The sequence below is a fragment of the Enterobacter sp. Crenshaw genome (assembly GCF_024734705.1).
Classification (GTDB): domain Bacteria; phylum Pseudomonadota; class Gammaproteobacteria; order Enterobacterales; family Enterobacteriaceae; genus Enterobacter; species Enterobacter asburiae_B.
Genome location: NZ_CP102932.1, coordinates 1,372,454 through 1,395,155, shown reverse-complemented (window position 1 = coordinate 1,395,155; position 22,702 = coordinate 1,372,454). Strand labels below are relative to the sequence as shown.

Below are 22,702 nucleotides of genomic sequence, written 5' to 3'. Positions count from 1 at the left end.
CGTACGGCTTACATCTCGCGTCCGTTGGTATGGATAACCTGTTTTAACCACGCGTAGCTCTTCTTCGGCACGCGCTTCAGGTCTTTCAGGTCATGGTTTTCACGGTTGACATAGACCACGCCGTAGCGCTTACGCATGTCGCCCTGGGAGCTGAGAATGTCGATTAACCCCCAGCCGAGGTAGCCGATCACCTCTGCCCCGTCCTCGAACATCGCCTCCTTCATGGCATTGATATGCGCCCGGTGGTAGTCGATGCGGTAGGTGTCCTCGATCGGATTGACGCCGTCCCAGGACTCAATCACCCCGATGCCGTTTTCGATCGGGAAGACCGGCATCCGCCAGTCGTTGGCGTAGCGGGTGATGATGGTGCGAAAGCCCAGCGGATCGATCTGCCAGTTCCACTCGGTGGCCTTCAGGTACGGATTGTTTTTCTCGCCGTGCAGCAGGTAATAGTTCACCGGCGTGCCTTCCGGGATCGCATCGCTGTCCAGCGTTTTGCTGGCGTAGTAGCTGAAGGCCATATAGTCGTTTTTAGTCCGCGCCAGCAGCGCTAAATCCTCGGCGCGGTAGATATCGCCAAAGCCCTCCTGCTCCACCACCGCCATCACCGCCGGGCTGTAGCCCTGCCCTGCGAAGACGCGCAGCAGGTTCTGGTTGAGGAACTCGTCGTACTGCTGGGCGCAGAAGATATCGCGCGGTTTGCAGGTGGCCGGGTAGATCAGCTGGTGCGCCAGCATGCCGCCCATCAGCTGGCCCGGTCTGGTCTGATGCAGATATTCGGTCAGCGCCATGTGCGCCACCATCGTATGGTGCTGCAGCTCGTACAGCTCGCGCAGGGTTTTCTCACCGTGCATATAGCCGGAAATGCGGAACGCTTCAGGCATATGGAAGATGTTCTGCTCGTTGAAGGTCAGCCAGTACTTCACGCGGTCGCCATAGCAGTCGATCATCTTTTTGCCGTAGCGGATAAAGGCCTCCATCACGCGGCGGTCGTTGAAGCCGTTGTACTCCTGCGCCAGCGCCAGCGGCATATCGAAGTGGTACAGGCAGACCATCGGCTCGATGCCGCGGGCGATGAGATCGTCAATAAAGCGGTCGTAAAACGCGATGCCCTCGTCGTTGAACGCGCCGTCGCCCTGCGGGCAGACGCGGCTCCATGAGATCTGAAAGCGATAGCAGTTCATGCCCAGATCTTGCATCAGGTCGAAATCTTCCCGGTAGCGGTGGTAGGAGTCGGTCGCGACTTTCCAGTCGGAGACGTTCTCCCCGGCTTCGCGAATGTCGTACACCGACATCCCTTTCCCGCCCTCGTTCCATGCCCCTTCCGTCTGCATGCTGGACACCGAGTTGCCCCATAAAAAATTGGCCGGCAGCGAATTGTTCATGCTCTCTCCCTATATGACTAGTCATTTAAAATTTCATGACTAGTCATATAGGCGAAGATGAAATGGGGATCAAAGAGGAGGATCGTTTTTTGTGAGCAATGCGGGAAAAAAAGCCCCGGTTAGCGATGCACTACCGGGGCAAGGAAGGTTATTGTTGCGCGAGCTGATTGCGGCGATATTCCCCCTGCCGCTCCAGCATCCAGCCCGGGTATTCGCGCGGCAGCGCGCTCACCGCATCAAGCTGCTTAAGCTCGTCTTCGCTCAGTCGGATCCCGGTCGCGGCGATATTGTCGTCCAGCTGTTCGACGCGTTTCGCGCCAATGATGACGCTGGTCACCGCTTTCTGATGCAGCAGCCAGGCCAGCGCGATTTGCGCGACGGAGACGCCCTTGCTTTCGGCGAGAGTGCGCATCACGTCCACGCAGTCGAAGGCGCGTTCTTTGTTCACAGGCGGGAAGTCAAACTCCAGACGACGACCGCCAGCTTCACTCTGCCCGTCGCGGCCATATTTTCCGCTCAGCAGACCGCCTGCCAGCGGGCTCCAGACCATCAGCCCGACGCCTTCGCTCTGCATCATCGGTACCAGCTCGCGCTCCAGATCGCGCCCGGCAATGGTGTAATACGCCTGCAGCGACGCGAAACGCGCCAGCCCAAGACGTTCAGAAATACCGAGCGCTTTGGCAATCTGCCACGCCGCCCAGTTAGAGACGCCGATGTAGCGCACGTGGCCGTGCTGCACCAGGTTATCCAGCGCGTAGAGCATCTCTTCAATCGGCGTTGCGGGGTCGAAGCCGTGAAGCTGGTAGAGATCGATATGATCGAGCTGCAGGCGGCGCAGGCTCTCCTTCACGCTGCTGATGATGTGATAGCGCGAGCTGCCGCGCGAGTTCACCCCTGCCGTTCCCGTTTCGCCGAACACTTTCGTCGCGACCACCACGTTCTCGCGAGGGATCTTCAGGTTTTTCAGCGCCTGACCGGTGATCTCCTCCGAGCGTCCTTCCGAGTAAACGTCCGCGGTGTCGATAAAGTTGATCCCGGCATCCAGCGCGCGGCCCACCAGCTGCTCGGCTTCACTTTGCTGGAGCTGGCCAATCTTGCCCCACATGCCGCCCTCACCGCCAAAGGTCATGGTGCCGAGGCACAGTTCAGAAACAAACAGACCGGTGTTGCCCAGTTTTTGATAACGCATAAGTTATTCCTCGCATGTCGATTGGGTACCCGATAGTTATACCCGCCCCTCAGCCATCGCGAATGTGGTGTTCCTGTCCGTTTCTTGCCCAATCCTCTGAATTTATCCGCGCGGGGCGTCGCCAAAGACGCTGTAGTCTGGTAACTGCACCTGCTGATACGGCTCCCAGCCGCCGCCGAGGGCCTTGTAGAGCGCCACCAGATCGAGCGCGCTCTGCACCTGCGCCTGTGCGCGCTGCTGCTGGGCCTGCGCCAGCTGACGCTGGGCGTCCAGCACGTCGATAAAGCTGGCGATCCCCTGCCGGTAGCTGTCGCTCGCTAAATCAAAGGCGTTTTGCAGGGCGTCGATCGTTTTTGCGAGACCCGCTTCACGCTGCTGGTCGGTGCGATAGCTCACCAGCGCGTTTTCGACATCGCCGAGCGCGGTCAGCACCGTCTGGCGATAGTCCAGCACCGCCGCCCCCTGCTGCGCGCGCGCCACCTTGACGCTGGAGACCAGTCGACCGCCCTGGAAGATGGGAATGGAGACCTGCGGGCCGAAGCTGTAGAAGTGGCTGCTCCAGTCGGTCAGCCAGTTGGTTTCGCTGTTGCGCAGGCCAAACTGCCCGGAGAGCGTAAAGCTCGGGAACAGCTCCGCCACCGAGACGCCGATTTGCGCCGTGGCGGCGTGGAGGTTCGCCTCCGCTTCGCGCACGTCCGGACGGCGTCGTGCCAGCGTGGACGGAATGCCGGTCTGCACAATATCCGGCAGGGCCGGCATCGGCTGCACGCTTTGCAATTCCGCATCCAGCGCCCCTGGCGGCTTGCCGAGCAGGATCGCCAGGCCGTTCATCGCCTGCCGCTCCTGCGCCTGATATTGCGGAAGCTGGGCCTCAAGATTGCCTAACTGCGCCCGGGCGTTTTCCACGTCCATCTGCGGCGACAGCCCGCCGCGCTGGCGGCTTTCGGTGAGATCCAGCGTCTGCTGCGCGCTTTTAATCTGGGTGTTCAGCGTGGCGATAATGCTCTGCGCCCCGCGCAGCTGGAGCCACGCGCGCGCCACTTCGGCCTCCAGCGATACCAGCGCGTCGTTACGCTGCTCGATAGCCGCTTTCTGCTGCGCTTCGGCGGCTTCCACCTGACGACGCACCTTGCCCCACAGGTCGATTTCCCACTGGGCGTCGAAGCTGCCCTGGTAGAGGTTAATCGGCTGCGTCAGCGGCCCTAGCGCGCCCTTCAGGTTGGGATCGATACTATCCACCTGGTCATACACGCCGTGGGATTTCAGCTCTCCTTCCAGGCCAAGCTGCTGGCGCGTCGCCTGCAGATTGCCGTTGACCGACGGATAAAACGCCCCGCCCGCCTGGTTAATCTGCTCTCGCGCCCCGGCGATGCGCAGCACCGTCTGCTGCAGCGTCAGGTTTCCGGCAATGGCGCGCTCAACCAGGCTGTCGAGCTGCGGCGAGCCGAAGGTCTTCCACCAGCGCGGATTGGTCGCAGCGGAAGTAGTTTGCGATTTCACCGCGCTGTCGCCCTTATCGTTCCAGTGCGTAACGGCGGGCGGCGCAGGCTGCTGGTAGTCAGGCCCGACGGCGCAGCCCGCCAGCAGCATCATTATCATCAGGGGGTGTAAACGTCTGTGTATCATCAATGTGCTCCTGCACTCCCCTCGCTCTTAACCGGCGAGAGCAACAAACAAAACGGAATCAGTAACAAGGCCACCGCGCTCAGGATGGTAAAGACGTCGATGTAGGCCAGGATGCGTGACTGCTCAATCATGGTCTGGTACATGCGTCCGGTGGCGATGCCGGTGGGGTCGCCCACCTGGGTGGTGAAGTTCTGGATCGCCTGGGCGCTTTCGCGTATCGCCTGCTGGAACTGCTCGTTAAGCGGCGAGGCGTGGTACGCAAGATGCGCGCTGTGCGCCTGGGCGCGTTCGGTGATGGCCGCCGTCGAAAGGGATATGCCAATCGAGCCCGCGACGTTGCGGAACATGGTAAACAGCGCCGCCGCATCGGCATTCAGCCGCCTCGGTATTGAGATAAACGCAATCGTCGTGAGCGGCACAAACAGGAACCCCAGCCCTATCGACTGGGCGCTGCGGAACAGCACCAGGGTTTCGAAGTCGATATCCGGCGTCAGCGTTCGCGACCAGAAGAACGACACCGCCAGACAGGTAAAGCCAAAGGCGATGATCCAGCGCGTCTGCACCACCGGCATCAGCTTCAGCACCAGCGGAATGGTTAAAACAATCAGCACCGCGCCGGGCGACAGCACCAGCCCGGACCAGGTAGCGGTGTAGCCCAGGTCCTGCTGCGCCAGCTGCGGGATCACCACCGAGCTGCCGTACAAAATCATCGCCATCCCCGCCATCAGCAGGCTGGAGATGGCAAAGTTGCGGTCCTTCATGCAGTGCAGATCCACCACCGGCTTTCTGGCATACACCAGCCAGTAGATGGCGCCGATAATGCCGACAAGCGTCAACACGCCGAAGGTGCGGATAAAGTTCGAGTAGAACCAGTCCTCATCTTCTCCCCGGTCGAGCATCACCTGCAGACAGCCCAGCCCCAGCGCGATCAGGCCGATCCCCGTCCAGTCGATAGTCAGCTTCTCTTTTGATTTGCTCTCCCACGGCGGATCTTCCAGCAGCTGGTAGATCGCCAGCACCGTGACAATCCCCACCGGAATGTTGATAAAGAACACCCAGCGCCAGGAATAGTTATCGGTGATCCAGCCGCCCAGCGTCGGGCCAAGCACCGGCGCAACGATAATCGCAATGGAGGACAGACCAAACGCTTTGCCCCTGTCTTCGGGTTTGAAGTAGTCGAGCAGCACCGACTGCTGCGTGGGCTGCAGCCCGCCGCCAAAAAAGCCCTGCATCACGCGGAACAGGATGATCTGCCACAGCTCGGTGGCAATCCCGCACAGGAACGAGCAGACGGTGAACATGACGATGCAAATCAGGAAGAACTGCTTGCGGCCAAACACCCGGCTCAGAAAAGCCGAGATGGGCAGCACGATGCCGTTCGCGACCAGATAGCTGGTTAACACCCAGGTGGATTCGTCATAGCTGGACGAGAGCGAGCCTGCCACGTGGGGGAGCGCCACGTTGACGATGGTGGTGTCCAGAATTTCCATGAATACCGCCAGGGTGACGACAATCGCCACCGCCCACGGATTGCTGGCGGGTTTCCAGCTGTCGTGGCTGTGATCCGTCATTCCACCGTCACCTTCGGTGCAACCGACAGCCCCAGCGGCAGCGGTTTGTTTGGATCCAGGCCCTTATCAATCACGATTTTGACCGGCACGCGCTGCACAATTTTGACAAAGTTACCGGTGGCATTTTCTGCCGGGAAGGCGGAGAAGCGCGAGCCGCTGCCCTGCTGGATACTGTCTACGTGCCCTTCAAGCTTCATATCCGGCCACGCGTCGACGGACACGTTGACCTTATCGCCCGGCGTCATGCGCTCAAGCTGCGACTCTTTAAAGTTCGCGACCACCCACACGTTCGGGGAAACCAGCGAGAACAGCGCCGTTCCCGCCTGCACCAGCGTACCGGGCTGTACGTTGCGTTTGGTGACGACGCCGTCGAACGGGGCGCGGACTTCGGTATAGGAGAGATTAAGGTTGGCCGTTTCCAGCTGCGCTTTAGCCTGATCGACCTGACGCTCGCGCGCTTCAACGTTGGTTTCCTGCTGGCGGATTTGCAGCTGGACCTGCTCTGCCACTTCCAGCTGCGCCTGAGCGCTGGCCAGCCCCGCCTGTGCGCTACGCAGCTGTGCGTTCGCGGAATCGATACTTTGCTGAGTGGTCGCACGCGGGTCGACGCCGCGCTGACGACGGTACTCTGCCTGCGCGTTCGCCAGATCGGCCTGCGCTTTCAGCACCTGCGCTTTGGCTTCGTCACGCTGGGCGGGATATTGCACCTTCGAGAGCGCCAGCTGTGCCTGCGCCTGATGCAGTTGCGCGATAGCCAGCCCAAGCTGGGCCTGAGCCTGATCGCGCTGCGCGGTGGTGTCCCGCGGATCGATAACCACCAGCAGATCGCCCTTTTTCACGCGCTGGTTATCGCGCACGCGCAGCTCGGTAACGTAGCCCGCCGTTTTGGGGGCAATCGTCACCACGTCGCCGTCGGTAAAGGCGTCGTCGGTCGTCTCTTCGTTACGGGTTAAAAACCACCAGACCAGCGCCACGACGACCATCACCACCACGACAATGCCGAGGATAATTAACGGTTTCTTGCCCGGGCGCTTACGCTCATTATTGTTTTTGTCCTGCTCGTCAGCAGGCGGGTTTTGATCTTCAGCCATAGTTCAGCAACGGTCCTGTCAGTGAGCGGCATCACACTATGCCGTTCACTAAAGCTAGGACGTTGCTATACGTTTGCCAGGAAAAACTGACAAATTGCGCACTATATGAGAAGGAATATTCCGAAACCGATCGCCGCGGCCCAAACCAGCATCGGAATCGACCAGACGTGGAAACGCCACCAGATACGACGGTCGTTGGCCATGCGCAGAGCGATCAGGTTTGCCAGCGAGCCGGGCAGCAGCCCAAACCCGCCGATGTTCACCGCCCAGGCCAGAAGCGTATCGGGCGGAACATAGTTGAGCAGCAGAATGGTGGACGGTACGTTGCTGATAAACTGCGACAGGCCAATCGCCGTCAGCCACAGTCCCGGCTGAGACAGCGTGCTGACGCTGTGCAGAACGTTCTGCAGTACCGGAAGCTGGATAAGGAGATGCACATCAATAAACATCGCCATAAAGACCAGCAGCAGCGTCCAGTCCACGCTCACCAGCACGCGACGCGCCAGGACGACAAACCCCGCGGCAACGAGCAGGACGCCCGCCAGCTCATACTTCAGCTCCAGCGCGAACAGAAAGACGATGTATAACCCGAGACAGCTCCACACCAGGCGCGGCTGCCACTGCGGGCCCGTTGTGCCGCTGTGGTACTGCAGCTTTTTATCCGGAAACGCAAACCAGCACACCGCCAGCAGCGACAGCATCATCACCAGCGCCAAAGGGGCCATCTGCCAGGTAAAGGCGGCGAACGACAGCCCGGACCGTCCCCACAGAAGGATATTTTGCGGGTTGCCGATTGGCGTCAGAAGCGAGCCAGCATTGACGGCCAGCGCTTCAAAGATGATCAGCCGGCTGACGGGGATCTCGCAAAGCTTACGCAGCGTAAGCGTCAGGGGCACGATGATAAACAGCGCCACATCGTTGGTCAGAAACGTCGACAGCACCGCGGCGGAGAACACCATAAACAGGGACAGCCTGCGCTCGGTGGCAAAGCGGCGCACCATCTTACGGCCCAGAACGTCAAAGTAGCCGCTCAGCTCGACCCCTTTGGTGAGCATCATTAAACCGCTCAGGGTAATGATGGTGCGCCAGTCAATTGCAGCGGGCCAGGCGTGTGGCGCAAACGGCACAAAGAGGCTTAACGCTGCGCCAATGATTAATAAGAGATGGAAGAAACGATCGCGTGCCAGGGCCTGCAGTCCGGGGATTTTCATTCAGCGGAGGGACCATATTTAAGGGTAAATTCGCGAAACTTCACCAGCGTCTCTTCGCTGACGTGGTGTTCCATACCTTCCGCATCCCGGCGGGCGATCTCCGGGCTGACGCCCAGCACCAGTAAAAAATTCTCGACAAGCTGATGGCGCTCGCGGCTCTCCTGCGCGAGTTTCTCCCCTTCCGGCGTCAGAAAAACACCGCGCCAGGGGATCATTTCAATTAAGCCCACGGAAGCCAGGCGTTTTAACATTTTAGCGACAGTTGGCTGTGAAACCCCCAGCCTGGCGGCCATATCGACCTGGCGCGCTTCACCGACCTCACGAATCAGATCGGAAATGAGTTCAACATAATCATCAATCAGTTCACGCCGGTGCGCTTCACGGACCTGGCGAAAACCTTCGACATGTTCTTCAACATTCACCAGTTGCGTCGTTTTCCTCATTGTCGGATGACCTGCGCGACGGTTCATTGTACTTCCTCAGTGGGGTGACGCTTCCAGCGCCCGGATTCGAGAGCGCACATTGTAAACCATAGCTCCGCAAGCACAAAAAATTAACGAAATAGCCATAGCTATACAATATAGCCTGTGCTATATCTGTATGTAATGCAGTCACCCTTCACGGATCGAAGGGATCAAAACTCAGGAGGTCTTATGAACGAATTCAAGAGGTGCATGACCGTGTTTACCCACTCTCCCTTTAAAGTGCGCTTAATGCTGTTGAACATGCTGTGCGATATGTTTAACACCAAACCGCATCAGGACGACAAACCTACCCACTAAGCGGCGTTGCGGTACGCCGCTTCATTTTCCCGTCACAATCTCGCTGTAAACTGGCTTCCAGCCGCCTTATTCCCGATCTTTTTTACGGATTTGCAGTCCCCTTCTCAAAACATCTGCTTAGCAACTGTTGATATTATTCAGCGCTCGCACTATCTTCTTGCAGCCCTGCACAATTTGCGGCTCGCTGAAGCGGACCCTCATTCCCTCTCCACGCACTGTCAGGCAGGTTATGACCCTTGACGCCAGGGTGAGCACATGGCGTTTTCATCCATGATAGTGACCTATGAATGTAACCCTGATAGATACCGTTGTGACCCGCAGCCGGGCCTTAAGCCCGTGGACGGGTTTTTACTTTTTGCAGTCATTACTGATTAACTTTGCGCTGGGTTATCCCTTTAGTCTGCTCTACGCGGTGGCTTTCACCTGCGTTCTGCATGTGCTGTGGCGAACCGCACCGCGCGTGCAAAAAGCGTTAATCGGGATCTGCTCGCTGGTCGCTGCACTCTATTTCCCGTTTGGTCAGGCTTACGGCTCGCCAAACTTTAATACCCTGCTGGCGCTGCACTCGACCAATATGGAAGAGTCAACGGAGATCCTGACGATCTTCCCGTGGTACAGCTACGTGGTCGGGCTCTTTATCTTCGCGCTGGGCGTCATCGCCATCCGCCGTCAGCCGGGCGAGAAAAAACCCTGGGGTAAGATCGAAATACTCTGTCTGGTGTTCAGCGTTGCCGTGGCGTTTGTCGCTCCCATCCAGAATATTCCCTGGGACGGTAAGCTAAGGCTCACCAATATCGGCTATCCGGTTTTCCGCTTCGTGAAGGACGTCGTTGTCAATAATAAAGAGGTTCTCGACGAGCAGGCGCGCATGGCTGAGCTTTCCAATATGAAAGACACCTGGAACGTGCTGGCCGTTAAGCCGAAATATCACACCTATGTGGTGGTGATTGGCGAAAGTGCCCGTCGCGATGCAATGGGAGCCTTCGGCGGACACTGGGATAACACACCGTTTGCCAGTTCGGTTAAAGGCACGCTGTTTACCGATTATGTCGCGGCCAGCGGCTCGACGCAGAAATCGCTCGGCCTGACCCTAAACCGTGTCGTCGACGGCAAACCCCAGTATCAGGATAATTTTGTCACCCTGGCAAACCGCGCGGGTTATCAGACCTGGTGGTTCTCCAATCAGGGGCAAATTGGCGAATACGATACGGCCATCGCCAGTATCGCCAAACGTGCCGACGAAGTGCAGTTCCTGAAGAACGGCGACTTTGAAGCCGACAAAAACACCAAAGACGAAGCGCTGTTGAAAATGACGGCACAGGTCTTCGCCACTCCGCGCACCCAGCCTCAGCTGATCGTCCTGCACCTGATGGGGTCGCACCCGCAGGCCTGCGATCGGACCGGCGGGAAGTACGCGGAGTTCGTGCAGTCCAAAGAGACCTCTTGCTATCTCTCCACCATGACGCAAACCGATGAGCTGCTGAGCAAGCTGTACGATCAGCTGCGCAATACGGGCGACAGCTTCTCCATGGTCTATTTCTCGGATCACGGGCTGGCGTTTAAAGAGCGTGGTAAAGAGGTGCAGTACCTGGCGCACGATGACAAGTTCCAGCAGAACTTCCAGGTGCCGTTTATGGTGCTGTCGAGTGATGATAAAACGCATCGCGTGATTAAAGCGCGCCGTTCGGCTAATGATTTCCTGCAGTTCTTCTCGCAGTGGACGGGGATTACAGCCGAGCAGATAAAAACGGCTTACCCGTTTGTCTCTAACAAGAAAGCTCCCCCAGTGTACGTTACCAACTTCAAGTTACAGAAAGTTGACTACAACCATCTGGGTACGGATATTTTTGATATTAAGAGTAAGTAATTGCCGTCTCGTGCGGACTGATGCCCTCACCCTGGCCCTCTCCCACGGGGAGAGGGAACAAACACTAAAAACGGCAACCTGGGGTTGCCGTTTTGCTTTTACCTTCAAAAAAAAATCCGCCACAGTGGGCGGATTTTTTATTTAATCACCGAAGTGATTAGAAGCGGTAACCTACGCCCGCGATCCAGGTGCCAACGTCAACGTTGCGGATACGGCTCTGCTCATAGGAGAAGTCCAGAGCAACGTCCTGGATTGGGTTGAACTGCAGGCCTGCGCCATAGGAGAAGCCATAGTCGCTGTTGCTTGCAGTGCGGCTTTCGCTCTGGTTTTCAGTCTGCTGGAATTTACCGTAGCCAACACCTACAACACCGTAGATGCTCGCCCAGTCATTCAGACGGTAAGCTGGACCAGCGGTGATACCGTAGTACTGGCCTTTGTTGTATGCGCCGTTTTCAGAACGATCTTTCTCGGTGTAGGTGAAAGAACCGATCACGCCCAGTGGGTTGTTATCCTGCTCGTAGCGATACTTCAGGTTGAAACCGTTAGCTTTGTTCATCACGCCCTGATAGTCGCTCTGAGCGTAACCACCAGTAACAGTAGAAGTAGCAGCTACAGCGGTACCTGCGGAAACAGCCAGTACAGCGGCCAGTGCTGAAAGACATGCAATTTTTTTCATAACCACCTCAAATGTGCTTCAAGTAAGTCCGTAAGTTTTAAATATATCAAAAAAATTTGCGAAACTCTTTGTGATTCGTGATGTCTAATGAAACCTTTCCTGTAACAGAACGTTTCCAGCATCAGCTATCTCTTTCAAATCACATGCAATTTTCACTACTAAATGCGCATATTGCGCGTACGCGCCGTTACATTCATCCAGATTATTCCTAATCTATCAGGCGATAAATCCACCAGCGCTTAACCATTTTACGGATTTGACACGGTTTTTTTTCAACAGCACCTCAACCGTTGCCGCTTATTTCCTTTACACTGCAACCTTTACCTCATTTGACATAAGCTGACAGGAGAAAGGATGCCTGGGTTATCCCGCACGTCGTCGGTCTGGTTGCCGGTGGCAGTCATACTCATTGCCATGTTGTCCATTCAAAGCGGTGCTTCGCTGGCAAAATCACTTTTCCCGCTGGTTGGTGCGCCAGGCGTGACTGCCCTGCGTATCGTGCTGGGCACGGCGATACTGGTGGTCATTTTCAAACCCTGGCGTCTGCGCTTCAAAAAGGAGCAGCGTTTACCCCTGCTGTTTTATGGACTTTCCCTCGGGGCAATGAACTATCTGTTCTACCTCTCTATTCAGACGATACCGCTGGGGATCGCCGTCGCGCTGGAGTTTACCGGCCCGCTGGCGGTGGCGCTTTTCTCCTCGCGACGTCCGGTCGATTTTATCTGGGTCGTGTTAGCCGTTCTGGGCTTATGGTTCCTGCTGCCGCTGGGCCAGAGCGTCGCTGAGATCGATCTGACGGGCGCAGCCCTGGCGCTGGGTGCTGGCGCCTGCTGGGCCGTCTATATACTTACGGGCCAGCGTGCAGGAGAAGAGCACGGTCCGGCGACCGTCGCGTTAGGTTCCCTGATCGCAGCCATCGTCTTCGTGCCTATCGGCATGGCGCAGGCGACCGAATCTATCTGGCAATGGTCCGTCATGCCCATCGGGCTGGCGGTCGCGATTCTCTCTACCGCACTCCCCTACTCTCTGGAGATGATTGCCCTTACGCGTCTGCCGACGCGTATATTTGGCACCCTGATGAGCATGGAGCCTGCGCTAGCCGCCATTTCCGGAATGGTGTTTCTCGGCGAAACCCTGACATTGACCCAGACGCTGGCGCTCTGCTCGATTATCGCGGCATCAATGGGCTCGACGCTCACCATGCGCCCGGAACCTAAAGTTGAGAAAGTGGATATCAGCTAAGGCCATATATTCTGCATGGCTTCCATGCCATGCAGAATAAAGGCCAGAAAGACAGTCGTTATAATTTCTTACACACTTTGTTCTATTTCCGAAATATCCCTCTGCGTTTACATCCCCATCCAGCAATTAAGATTGATCTGTATCAATTTTAAAATTACCCATTCATTTCAATGAATTAAATTCACAAGCCACTTCTCGCTATTAAACCGATAGGCACAGCCAAACCGCAGAGAAAAAATCCGGTGCTATACTTAATTCCGTAATTACCTGGGACATAAACATCAAGAGGATATGAGATTATGAGTACCGCTAAACTGGTGAAAACGAAAGCGTCTAATCTGCTTTATACCCGTAACGATGTATCGGATAGCGACAAAAAGGCGACCATTGAGTTGCTGAATCGCCAGGTGATCCAGTTCATCGATCTTTCGCTGATCACCAAACAGGCCCACTGGAATATGCGCGGTGCAAACTTTATTGCCGTTCATGAAATGCTGGATGGCTTCCGCACAGCACTGGTGACCCACCTCGATACGATGGCTGAACGCGCCGTTCAGCTGGGCGGCGTGGCGCTGGGCACCACGCAGGTGATCAACAGCAAAACGCCACTGAAGAGTTATCCGCTGGATATCCATACCGTTCAGGATCACCTGAAAGAGCTGGCGGACCGCTACGCGATTGTGGCCAATGACGTGCGCAAAGCGATCGGCGAAGCCAAAGACGAAGATACCGCAGATATTTTCACCGCCGCCTCCCGCGACCTGGACCAGTTCCTGTGGTTTATCGAATCTAACATCGAATAATTCATACGAATTTTCTATCAAACCCTCGCCCTCCGGTGAGGGTTTTGCACATCTATGGTGCACAGTTTTTGTCTGCACACCTGCAAAAGTGAACGAAATGTAATAATCACCTCACACAACCGTTAACGGAAGATTGTTTTTTCGTCAGAATTTACGCTAAATATCTCCCCGTCAGTTGAGCCAAACGAAGCGCACCAAAACGGTGCTCCACTTTGGTGCAATAAAGCCTCATTGCCCCATTTATTGTGCAATGCATGACATCATCCCCTTTGCAAAACAATAGCTTGTAAAGTTGGCACGATTTTTTCATTGTGCCACCTGTTCTCGCAGGGGATCGCCCCGTGGATATAAAAGGAAATGCTATGAAGTCTGTATTAAAAGTTTCACTGGCTGCACTTACCCTGGCTTTTGCAGTGTCCTCTCAGGCTGCCGACAAACTGGTTGTGGCGACCGACACGGCGTTCGTTCCGTTTGAATTCAAACAGGGTGATAAATACGTTGGTTTTGATGTGGATCTGTGGGCCGCTGTCGCAAAAGAACTCAAGCTGGATTACACCCTGAAGCCTATGGACTTCAGCGGCATCATCCCGGCACTGCAAACCAAAAACGTTGATCTGGCGCTGGCAGGCATCACCATTACCGATGAACGTAAAAAAGCGATCGACTTCTCTGACGGCTACTACAAAAGCGGCCTGCTGGTCATGGTCAAAGCCGATAATAACGACGTAAAAAGCGTGAAAGATCTCGACGGCAAAGTAGTGGCAGTGAAGAGCGGCACCGGTTCTGTTGATTACGCGAAAGCAAATATCAAAACCAAAGACCTGCGTCAGTTCCCGAACATCGACAACGCGTACATGGAACTCGGCACCAGCCGTGCTGACGCTGTTCTGCACGACACGCCTAACATCCTGTACTTCATCAAGACAGCCGGTAACGGCAAGTTCAAAGCCGTTGGCGAGTCTCTGGAAGCACAGCAGTACGGTATCGCCTTCCCGAAAGGCAGCGACGACCTGCGCACGAAAGTTAACGGCGCGCTGAAAACGCTGAAAGAGAACGGCACCTATAACGAAATCTACAAAAAATGGTTCGGTACCGAGCCTAAATAATAAGACGTAAAAATGACGTTCACTCGGGGGCGACCTTTCGCCCCTGCTATTTTTGAAACACGGTAACAGTAACAGGAAATTATCATGCAGTTTGACTGGAGCGCCATCTGGCCTGCCATTCCTATCTTGCTTGAAGGCGCTAAAATGACCCTGTGGATTTCGGTCCTGGGTCTGGTTGGTGGGTTGATTATCGGTCTTGTCGCCGGTTTCGCCCGCACCTACGGCGGCTGGATCGCAAACCACATCGCACTGGTTTTCATCGAAGTGATCCGCGGCACCCCAATTGTCGTGCAGGTCATGTTCATCTACTTCGCCCTGCCAATGGCGTTCACCGACCTGCGCATCGACCCGTTCAGCGCAGCCGTCGTCACCATTATGATCAACTCAGGCGCCTACATTGCGGAAATCACCCGCGGTGCGGTGCTGTCGATTCATAAAGGTTTCAGTGAAGCCGGTCTGGCGCTAGGTCTTTCTCGTCGCGAAACGATCCGCCACGTTATTCTGCCGCTGGCGCTGCGTCGCATGCTGCCGCCGCTCGGTAACCAGTGGATCATCAGCATTAAAGATACGTCGCTGTTCATTGTTATCGGCGTGGCCGAGCTGACCCGTCAGGGGCAGGAGATCATTGCTGGCAACTTCCGCGCGCTGGAAATCTGGAGTGCGGTAGCCGTTGTCTACCTGATCATTACTCTGGTTCTGAGCTTCGTTCTGCGTCGTCTTGAAAGAAGGATGAAAATCCTGTGATTGAATTTAAAAACGTTTCCAAGCACTTTGGCCCAACCCAGGTGCTGCACAATATCGATCTGAACATCAAACAGGGTGAAGTGGTGGTGATTATTGGGCCATCCGGCTCCGGTAAATCCACCCTGCTTCGCTGCATCAACAAGCTGGAAGAGATCACCAGCGGCGATCTGATCGTCGACGGCCTGAAGGTAAACGACCCAAAAGTGGACGACCGTCTGATTCGTCAGGAAGCGGGCATGGTGTTCCAGCAGTTCTACCTGTTCCCGCACCTGACGGCGCTGGAAAACGTGATGTTTGGCCCACTGCGCGTGCGCGGTGCCAGCAAAGCGGCGGCGGAAGCGCTGGCAAAAGATCTGCTGGCGAAAGTCGGCCTGGCAGAACGTGCGCACCACTTCCCTTCCGAGCTGTCCGGCGGTCAACAGCAGCGTGTGGCGATTGCCCGCGCCCTGGCGGTCAAACCGAAAATGATGCTGTTTGATGAGCCTACGTCCGCACTCGACCCGGAGCTGCGCCACGAGGTGCTGAAAGTCATGCAGGATCTGGCGGAAGAAGGGATGACGATGGTTATCGTAACCCACGAAATCGGCTTTGCCGAGAAAGTGGCGTCCCGCCTGATCTTTATTGATAAAGGCCGTATCGCGGAAGACGGTAACCCGCAGGAATTGATTGCGAACCCGCCGAGCCAGCGTTTGCAGGAGTTCCTGCAGCACGTCTCCTGATCCATCGCTTTACGCTAAGCCGGGCTTGCCCGGCTTTTTTACGCCAGATTGTTCCCAAAAATCCCCCTCCTCGTCTCGACTTCTATACTTATCATTTTGTTCGACATTTTCACCGGAGGACGCCGTGCCGTGGATCCTGCTGCTGTTGATTAGCCTGTTTAGTGCGCCTTCGTTCGCCGTCGCGATCCCCGGCGTCACCACCGGAACCCCTGCGACCCGGCAAAATACGCCGCCTCCGGAACCCGATGTTGAACAGAAAAAAGCCGCCTACGGTGCGCTTGCCGACGTCCTTGAAAACGACACCTCCCGGCAGGAGCTCATTGGCCAGCTGCGCAAAGCCGCCGCCACGCCGCCGCAGGAGTCGGTGCCAACCCTCACCCCGCCGCAGGTTGAGGAGCAAAAAACGGTGCTGGAAAACGTCACCGACGTGAGCCGCCACTATGGGGAAGCGCTCTCCTCACGCTTCGCTCAGCTGTACCGCAACCTGATTGGCTCACCGCACAAGCCGTTTAACCCGCAAACGTTTACCGCCGCCGCCACGCAGTTCCTGATGCTGGCGGGTGCGGTATTTCTTTTTTACTGGCTGGTGCGCCTGTGCGCGTGGCCGCTTTACCGCAAAATGGGGCAATGGGGACGCAGGAAGAATCAGCATAAAAGCAGCTGGCTGCACCTGCCGTTGATGATAGCCTCAGCGTTTATCATCGATTTACTGCTGCTGGCGTTGACGCTGTTTTTAGGCCAGATGCTGGCCGACAGGCTGAATGCAGGCAACAAAACCATCGCCTTCCAGCAGTCGCTTTTCCTGAATGCCTTTGCCCTGATTGAGTTCTTCAAGGCGCTGCTGCGGTTACTCTTTTGTCCGCACGTGCCGGAGCTGCGGCCTTTCTCCATTCGGGATGCGAGCGCGAAGTACTGGGCGCTGCGTCTGAGCGTGCTCAGCGGGCTGATTGGCTACGGCCTGCTGGTTGCCGTGCCGATCATCTCCAACCAGGTGAACGTCCAGTTTGGCGCGCTGGCAAACGTCCTAATCATGATCTGCATTACCGTCTGGTCGCTGTATCTGATCTTCCACAATAAAAAAACCATTACCCAAAGCCTGCTGAATCTGGCCGATCGCTCCCTCTCGTTCTTTAGCCTCTTTATTCGCGCGTTCGCCCTGGTGTGGCACTGGCTGGCAAGCGCTTACTTCATCGTGCTGTGCTTCTTCTCGCTGTTTGACCCGGGCAATAGCCTGAAATTTATGATGGGGGCGACGTTCAAAAGCCTGGCCATTATCGGCATCGCGGCGTTTGTGTCGGGGCTGCTGTCGCGATGGATCTCGAAAACCATCACCCTGTCGCCGCAGGTGCAGCGTAATTACCCGGAACTGCAAAAACGGGTAAACGGCTGGATGTCGGTATCGCTCAAAGTGGCGCGCATTCTCACCGTCTGCGTGGCGATTATGCTGCTTCTGAATGCGTGGAGCCTGTTTGATTTCTGGAACTGGCTGCACAACGGTGCGGGTGAAAAAACGGTCGACATCCTGATTCGCATCGCGCTGATCCTGTTCTTCTCCGCCGTCGGCTGGACGCTGCTGGCGAGCCTTATTGAGAACCGCCTGGTATCGGATATTCACGGCAGGCCCCTGCCCAGCGCGCGGGCAAGAACGTTGTTAACCCTGTTCCGCAACGCGCTGGCGGTGATTATCAGCACCATCACCATCATGATCGTGCTGTCGGAAATCGGCGTGAATATCGCCCCGCTGCTGGCGGGTGCCGGTGCCCTGGGGCTGGCCATCTCCTTCGGCTCACAAACGCTGGTGAAGGATATTATTACCGGCATCTTTATCCAGTTTGAGAACGGGATGAACACGGGCGACCTGGTGACCATCGGGCCGTTAACCGGCACCGTGGAGAGGATGTCCATCCGTTCGGTTGGCGTGCGTCAGGACACCGGGGCCTACCACATCATCCCCTGGTCTTCGATCACCACCTTCGCCAACTTTGTGCGCGGGATTGGTTCCGTTGTGGCGAACTATGATGTGGATCGCCACGAGGATGCGGACAAAGCGAAGCAGGCGCTGCGCGATGCGGTAGAAGAACTGATGGAGATGGAGGATATCCGCGGGCTGGTGATCGGAGAGCCGTCATTTGCCGGCATCGTCGGGCTGACGAACACGGCGTTTACCCTGCGCGTGTCGTTCACCACCCAGCCGCTGAAGCAGTGGACGGTGCGCTTTGCCCTCGACAGCATGGTGAAAAAACACTTCGATCTGGCGAACGTGCGGATGCCCGTGCAGACGTATCAGGTATTGCCGCCGCCCGCATCGCCGCTCCCGCCGCAGGAGCCGACGCTGTAACCGAGCCGGGTGGCGGCTTTCACCTTACCCGGCCTATGACAGGGTGCTATTTGCGACGTTTGTTATTGTCCATAAACGTCCAGGCGATAAACCGGCTCTGTTTCTGGCCCTGCGCCATCTCTTTTTTCACCACTTTTACGGCGCCCGCTTCGGTCAGCGCGCGGTAGAGCGGCGGCAGGTTATCCCCGCGGGAAACCAGCGTAGTGAACCATTTCACCTGGCGGCCAAACTGTTTGCTTTCCGCAATCATGCGCAGGATAAACGCCACTTCGCCCCCGTCACACCAAAGCTCCTGCTGCTGTCCGCCGAAGTTCAGCGCGGCGTCTTCAGCCTGACCCAGGTTACGGCGCTTGCGCTCGCTGCCCGCACGGGCCGATGCCGCCGAATCATGGAACGGCGGGTTGCACATCGTGGCGTCATAGCTTTCGTTTTTGTGAATAATGCCGTTGAAGATCGACGCCGCGTCTTTCTGACGACGCAGGCGAATGGCGCGGCTTAATCCCGGGTTAGCGCTGATAATCGCCTGGGCGCTGGCAAAGGCCTCGTCACCGATTTCGCTTCCGGTAAAGCGCCACTGATATTCATGCGCCCCGATCAGCGGGTAAATCAGGTTCGCCCCGGTGCCAATATCCAGAATGGTAGCCTGCTGTGGCACGACACCCTCATTGCCTTCGGCAAGAAGGTCGGCAAGGTGATGAACGTAATCCGCGCGGCCCGGCACGGGTGGACAGAGAAAGCCTTCCGGAATATCCCAGTGAGCCACACCGTAAAAATGCGCCAGCAGGGCTTTGTTCAGCATTTTAACCGCCTGCGGGTCGGCAAAGTTAACCGAGGGCTCACCCGCTGGGGTCTGAACAAGATAGTCCTGCAGCGGCGGGCAGCTCAGGCATAACGCGTTCATGTCGTAGCGGCTGCGGTGGCGATTTCGCGGGTGCAATCCCGGCTTTTGGGCAGTCATGGCATTCTCCTTTAAACAGCGGCGTAAGATACCCTTTGCTGGCCCAACGGTAAATCTTTCTCTGCGGCGTTCAAAAAATAGCCATAAATCAAACACCTTTATGTCTATGATCCGTCAGCGAATTGTCAATTTATATCGTTCAAAAAATAAGCAGATCATCATCAAATATTTGCGCTAAGTCACACTCGTCAGGCTTCTAAACTTAAAGGGAATCACCTGTTGTTTCCTCATGAGGATGTGATTATGAAAAAGTACCTGACCCTTGCTGTTATCGCAGCCGCCCTCGCGACCGCGTCCTTCTCTGCCATGGCCGTCCAGTCGCTGACCCAGAGTACTGACACCAGCCAGCTACGCCCTGCGGGCACCGTTTCGGTAAGCCGTGCCAGTAACCTTGACGATCTGCAGGCTAAGCTCGCCGAAAAAGCCCGTCAGGAAGGTGCAAAAGGATTCGTAGTGAACTCCGCTGGCGGAGATAACCATATGTACGGCACTGCGACCATCTATAAATAACCTGTCTCTTCCGCAAGACTGCATCTGTCCAACGGGTGCAGTTCTCTTCTCCCTTCGCCTTGATTGTTCATTTTTTAACCCCATAGTAACCATATGGCCTAAACCGATTTCAGGAGGACGCTATGGCTTCCGGCTGGGCAAATGACGACGCTGTTAACGAACAGATCAACAGTACCATTGAAGATGCGGTTGCGCGTGCCCGCGGTGAAATTCCGCGCGGCGAAAGCTTAACGGAATGCGAAGAATGCGGAGAACCCATTCCGGAGGCGCGTCGAAAAGCCATCCCCGGCGCGCGGCTTTGCATTACGTGCCAGCAGCATAAAGATTCGAAAAACTCATCTCACTCAGGATATAATCGCAGAGGTTCGAAAGACAGCCAGTTGCGTTGACTTTACTTTACCCAGGCTAACCGAGCCCGCACGTTCCTTTACGCTCACGGTTTTTAGCCAGACGCGTAGCAAAACGTGCCCTTCGTATTGCTTCTGTAAAGCGCATCCACAAGAAGTGTAAAGCGGCACTTTGAATTTATTAATATTCAATAAGTTATTTGTCATTCAATTTTTTTGAGCAACCAAGTCAATTCTCTTCGATTTTATCTCTCGTAAAAAACCGTGATACTCATCACATCGACGGAACATCGTCCCCTTAACAGAAACACCTGCGAGAGATTAATTATGAAAACCATCAAATATGCTGTAGCTGCTGTTGCCCTGTCCGCTCTGTCTTTCGGCGCTTTCGCCGTAGAGCCTGTCTCTTCTACTCAGGCACAGAACATGAACAAAGTTGGTGTGGTCAGTGCTGATGGCGCCACCACGCTGGACGGCCTGGAAGCCAAACTGGCTGAGAAAGCCGCTGCTGCCGGTGCAAGCGGATACACCATTACCTCCGCTAACGGCAATAACAAGCTGAGCGGTACCGCGGTTATCTACAAATAATCGACTGAATGAATGCTGTACCCTCGCCATACCCTCTGGTGAGCTGCTCCACCCTCATTGACCCTGTTGTTGTTACCCTTGCTTGCCCGTCCGCCACTGGACGGGCTTTTTTTTGTCTAAAACGCCTGCGCCACGCGTTCAAGCCCGGCCTGAACGGATTCCACTTCTCCGGTAGCCAGCAAACAGCAGGCCATCTGCAGCTTGATCGAATGCGGAACAGGAACATTTCCGGCAAGGCACTGCTCAATCCAGTGGGCTGTAGTATGCGGATCTTTTGCCTCAGGCAGTATCACACCGGTATTCTCTTCCCCGCGCTCAAGAATGGCGCGCGTGCCTGCAGAATCAATCAGCATCACCTGCGGGCAGCGCTGCGGGTTCGCATAAACCTCGCCCTCCGTGCCGTGCATCAGCAATGCCCTTGCGCCAATTGCCTCAAAGAACTGCCCCACGCGCGCCACGTATTCCGGGTGCGAAACGCTGGAGAGACGCAGGGCGGCATCTTCGCCAAACGGCGTGGCCAGTTTCGCCAGCGTGTGCGCGCTGTTGCGCACGCCCATGCGCCAGCGCATATCGAGCTGCTTTTCCAGCGGCGGGCAAAGCGTGCCGACCGGGATATAAACAGGCTGATGACCATCCAGCTTCGCCTGCGCCTGGCCGGCATGACGCGTTGGCTCGATGCCCAGCATCCCGAAAATGGTCTCCGTCAGCACGCGAGTGGGATCTTCGCTAACGCCATGCACCACCACCGGGAACCCCAGCTTGTGTAACAGGATAGCGAGCAGCGGGGTTAAGTTTGCCTGCTTGCGCGCGCCGTTATAGCTCGGGATCACAATCGGCATCGGTTTCGCCACCGGCGGCGTTAAGCGCAGCGTTTGCGCCTGCATGGCATCATAGAAGCCGCGCATCTCCGCTTCACCTTCGCCTTTAATACGCAGCGCAATCAGGATACCGCCCAGCTCCAGCTCCGGTACCTCGCCGTTAAGCATGCGGGTATAAAGCGCACGCGCGGTTTCATGGTCCAGATCGCGGGCGTGGTTTTTACCTCTGCCTACCTCTTTGATAATTTTACGATAATCCACGACATTTCTCCTTACAGCAGGTTATCAACAATATAGCCCTGATGATGACTCCGCTGTTAGTTTTTTTGCCCACCCTGCGTTTTTTTATAATCAGTTGTTTTAGTAAGAAAAATTATTTTTCAAGAATTAATTGAATTATTTGGAAGCCGCGCGGGACCTTTCCCGGCCTGAATTTTCTGATTAAATAGCCAGCGGTGAGTAGTTGAGACATAACTTCGAATAATGCGGGATGCAGATGTCGAAAGGAGAAACATACAGGTTTAAATATGAAAAAAGTCACTTTAGGTATATTCATTGCTGCCGCTTTGGGATGCTCTGCATCTTCTTTCGCAGCATCCACCGGTGAAGGGCAAATTAACTTCACAGGTGAAATTATCGATTCCGCCTGTCAGGTGGTTAACGGCTTAAGCAGTCCGCTAAATGTTGCGCTGGGCAAAGTCTCCAAAACAGCGTTTACCGGCGCAGGCTCTACCAGCACCTTAACGAAATTTGATATTCAGTTAAAAAACTGCCCGGAAACGGTCACATCAGCAGCCATCAACTTCGGCGGTACGCCAGATGCGGATAATAACACCACGCTGGCCTTGACCCCGGGTGCGACGACGGCAACTGGCGTGGCGATTCAGCTGGTGGATTCTTCCGAACAGCCCGTCAGTTTATATACGCCTTCGAAGCAGTATCCTTTAGCTGCTGGCACGACGGTAAATAATCTGGAGTTTGGCGCACGTTATATACAGACTCAGGCATCGATCACTGCCGGCCAGGCTAACTCAGCGTCTACTTTTACAGTTATTTATAACTGATACGATCAATAAGGAGATATTCGCCTTCACGCGAAGGTTAATATCTCCTCTTTCTTTGAGACAGATT

At 55.9% G+C, this 22,702-nt stretch carries 22 protein-coding genes; 12 read left to right on the top strand and 10 right to left on the bottom strand.

Annotated elements, in window-relative coordinates:
* Positions 1–8: 8 nt before the first annotated feature.
* The 7 genes from NWV12_RS06560 to mntR form a co-directional block, all read right to left on the bottom strand.
* Entirely contained in the window at positions 9–1,385 is a 1,377-nt protein-coding gene (locus tag NWV12_RS06560) for a glycoside hydrolase family 1 protein (protein ID WP_045887588.1), read from the bottom strand.
* Between the two features lie 148 nt (positions 1,386–1,533).
* Positions 1,534–2,574: an aldo/keto reductase gene (locus NWV12_RS06555; protein ID WP_033145005.1), complete on the bottom strand. Its 1,041-nt coding sequence runs from the start codon at positions 2,572–2,574 to the stop codon at positions 1,534–1,536.
* Between the two features lie 102 nt (positions 2,575–2,676).
* Positions 2,677–4,200, bottom strand: coding sequence for an efflux transporter outer membrane subunit (locus NWV12_RS06550; RefSeq protein ID WP_048979640.1), 1,524 nt, complete (start codon positions 4,198–4,200; stop codon positions 2,677–2,679).
* Positions 4,200–5,771 (bottom strand): DHA2 family efflux MFS transporter permease subunit, encoded by a 1,572-nt coding sequence (locus NWV12_RS06545; RefSeq protein WP_047061442.1) that lies wholly within the window; start codon positions 5,769–5,771, stop codon positions 4,200–4,202. Before NWV12_RS06545 ends, NWV12_RS06550 begins: the two co-directional genes overlap by 1 nt.
* Positions 5,768–6,862 carry an HlyD family secretion protein gene (locus NWV12_RS06540; protein WP_048979638.1) on the bottom strand — a complete coding sequence of 365 codons (1,095 nt, stop codon included), beginning with the start codon at positions 6,860–6,862 and terminating at the stop codon, positions 5,768–5,770. The genes NWV12_RS06545 and NWV12_RS06540 overlap by 4 nt, the downstream gene beginning before the upstream one ends.
* Before the next feature lie 101 nt (positions 6,863–6,963).
* Positions 6,964–8,073: an anion transporter gene (locus tag NWV12_RS06535; RefSeq protein WP_048976792.1), complete on the bottom strand. Its 1,110-nt coding sequence runs from the start codon at positions 8,071–8,073 to the stop codon at positions 6,964–6,966.
* Entirely contained in the window at positions 8,070–8,543 is a 474-nt protein-coding gene (mntR, locus tag NWV12_RS06530) for a manganese-binding transcriptional regulator MntR (RefSeq protein WP_023310887.1), read from the bottom strand. Before mntR ends, NWV12_RS06535 begins: the two co-directional genes overlap by 4 nt.
* Positions 8,544–8,726: 183 nt before the next feature.
* On the opposite strand from mntR, the gene mntS reads away from it, so the two are divergent.
* Complete coding sequence (gene mntS, locus NWV12_RS06525; protein WP_048979635.1) at positions 8,727–8,855, top strand: manganase accumulation protein MntS; 129 nt, start codon at positions 8,727–8,729, stop codon at positions 8,853–8,855.
* 283 nt (positions 8,856–9,138) lie between these two features.
* On the top strand, positions 9,139–10,722 hold the full coding sequence (locus NWV12_RS06520; protein WP_048979633.1) for a phosphoethanolamine transferase: 1,584 nt from the start codon (positions 9,139–9,141) through the stop codon (positions 10,720–10,722).
* 157 nt (positions 10,723–10,879) lie between these two features.
* Here NWV12_RS06520 and ompX read toward each other — a convergent pair whose 3' ends face one another.
* Entirely contained in the window at positions 10,880–11,398 is a 519-nt protein-coding gene (ompX, locus tag NWV12_RS06515; protein WP_023310884.1) for an outer membrane protein OmpX, read from the bottom strand.
* Positions 11,399–11,752: 354 nt separating this feature from the next.
* On the opposite strand from ompX, the gene rhtA reads away from it, so the two are divergent.
* From rhtA to ybiO, 6 genes are all read left to right on the top strand, one after another.
* Positions 11,753–12,640, top strand: coding sequence for a threonine/homoserine exporter RhtA (gene rhtA, locus NWV12_RS06510; RefSeq protein ID WP_023334998.1), 888 nt, complete (start codon positions 11,753–11,755; stop codon positions 12,638–12,640).
* Between the two features lie 299 nt (positions 12,641–12,939).
* The gene (dps, locus tag NWV12_RS06505; RefSeq protein ID WP_010428924.1) at positions 12,940–13,443 is read left to right on the top strand and encodes a DNA starvation/stationary phase protection protein Dps; all 504 of its coding nucleotides are present in this window, start codon (positions 12,940–12,942) and stop codon (positions 13,441–13,443) included.
* 362 nt (positions 13,444–13,805) lie between these two features.
* Positions 13,806–14,549 (top strand): glutamine ABC transporter substrate-binding protein GlnH, encoded by a 744-nt coding sequence (gene glnH / locus NWV12_RS06500; RefSeq protein WP_033144999.1) that lies wholly within the window; start codon positions 13,806–13,808, stop codon positions 14,547–14,549.
* Positions 14,550–14,633: 84 nt separating this feature from the next.
* Positions 14,634–15,293: a glutamine ABC transporter permease GlnP gene (gene glnP / locus NWV12_RS06495; protein WP_014169254.1), complete on the top strand. Its 660-nt coding sequence runs from the start codon at positions 14,634–14,636 to the stop codon at positions 15,291–15,293.
* Entirely contained in the window at positions 15,290–16,012 is a 723-nt protein-coding gene (glnQ, locus tag NWV12_RS06490; protein ID WP_032641580.1) for a glutamine ABC transporter ATP-binding protein GlnQ, read from the top strand. Before glnP ends, glnQ begins: the two co-directional genes overlap by 4 nt.
* Before the next feature lie 124 nt (positions 16,013–16,136).
* Positions 16,137–18,350, top strand: a complete 2,214-nt coding sequence (gene ybiO, locus NWV12_RS06485; RefSeq protein ID WP_048979632.1) for a mechanosensitive channel protein — start codon at positions 16,137–16,139, stop codon at positions 18,348–18,350.
* Between the two features lie 46 nt (positions 18,351–18,396).
* Here the strand turns inward: ybiO and rlmF are convergent, their stop codons facing one another.
* Positions 18,397–19,308, bottom strand: a complete 912-nt coding sequence (gene rlmF / locus NWV12_RS06480) for a 23S rRNA (adenine(1618)-N(6))-methyltransferase RlmF (protein WP_048976788.1) — start codon at positions 19,306–19,308, stop codon at positions 18,397–18,399.
* A gap of 243 nt (positions 19,309–19,551) precedes the next feature.
* Here rlmF and mcbA point away from each other — a divergent pair, with 243 nt between their 5' ends.
* From mcbA to ybiJ, 3 genes are all read left to right on the top strand, one after another.
* Entirely contained in the window at positions 19,552–19,818 is a 267-nt protein-coding gene (gene mcbA, locus NWV12_RS06475) for a DUF1471 family periplasmic protein McbA (RefSeq protein WP_032661263.1), read from the top strand.
* 122 nt (positions 19,819–19,940) lie between these two features.
* The gene (locus tag NWV12_RS06470) at positions 19,941–20,207 is read left to right on the top strand and encodes a DksA/TraR family C4-type zinc finger protein (RefSeq protein WP_048979630.1); all 267 of its coding nucleotides are present in this window, start codon (positions 19,941–19,943) and stop codon (positions 20,205–20,207) included.
* A gap of 285 nt (positions 20,208–20,492) precedes the next feature.
* A complete protein-coding gene (ybiJ, locus tag NWV12_RS06465; protein WP_023310874.1) occupies positions 20,493–20,753 on the top strand; it encodes a DUF1471 family protein YbiJ in 261 nt (86 codons plus the stop codon).
* A 116-nt stretch (positions 20,754–20,869) separates the two neighbouring features.
* On the opposite strand, the gene ybiB is transcribed toward ybiJ, so the two are convergent.
* Positions 20,870–21,832 (bottom strand): DNA-binding protein YbiB, encoded by a 963-nt coding sequence (gene ybiB / locus NWV12_RS06460; RefSeq protein WP_048979628.1) that lies wholly within the window; start codon positions 21,830–21,832, stop codon positions 20,870–20,872.
* A gap of 266 nt (positions 21,833–22,098) precedes the next feature.
* On the opposite strand from ybiB, the gene NWV12_RS06455 reads away from it, so the two are divergent.
* Positions 22,099–22,635, top strand: coding sequence for a fimbrial protein (locus tag NWV12_RS06455; RefSeq protein ID WP_029739812.1), 537 nt, complete (start codon positions 22,099–22,101; stop codon positions 22,633–22,635).
* Positions 22,636–22,702 lie beyond the last annotated feature (67 nt).